A 252-nucleotide genomic window follows, 5' to 3' on the forward strand; every position below is an offset into this window, starting at 1 on the left:
CTGGTTTATCGCCTTGCAGGGCGCCCTTCTTCCAAAGGCCGTATAGATAGTTATCCAAAGTACATCGAATTTTATCCCACGTTACTGCGGAATTCGGCTCGAATATCACCGAGCGCAACGCTGTTCGCGTATCGCGCTCTACCGCATTGAAGAGGCGCCGTACCGGCACGTAGAGCCAGTCATTATTTTTAGGATTCGACATCGTGCGTGTGCCATACACCGTCACTCCTTGACCACTAAAATATCGGATCG

Annotated in this window: 1 protein-coding gene; it reads right to left on the bottom strand. The window is 50.8% G+C overall.

The genetic code is table 11. The features are described 5' to 3' along the window. The coding region (locus SB756_RS32910; RefSeq protein WP_410913615.1) for a phage tail sheath C-terminal domain-containing protein at positions 1 to 220 on the bottom strand (220 nt) is incomplete at its 3' end. Positions 221 to 252: the final 32 nt, after the last annotated feature.

The sequence above is a fragment of the Pseudomonas sp. SIMBA_068 genome, from assembly GCF_046534705.1.
GTDB classification, from domain to species: Bacteria; Pseudomonadota; Gammaproteobacteria; order Pseudomonadales; family Pseudomonadaceae; genus Aquipseudomonas; species Aquipseudomonas putida.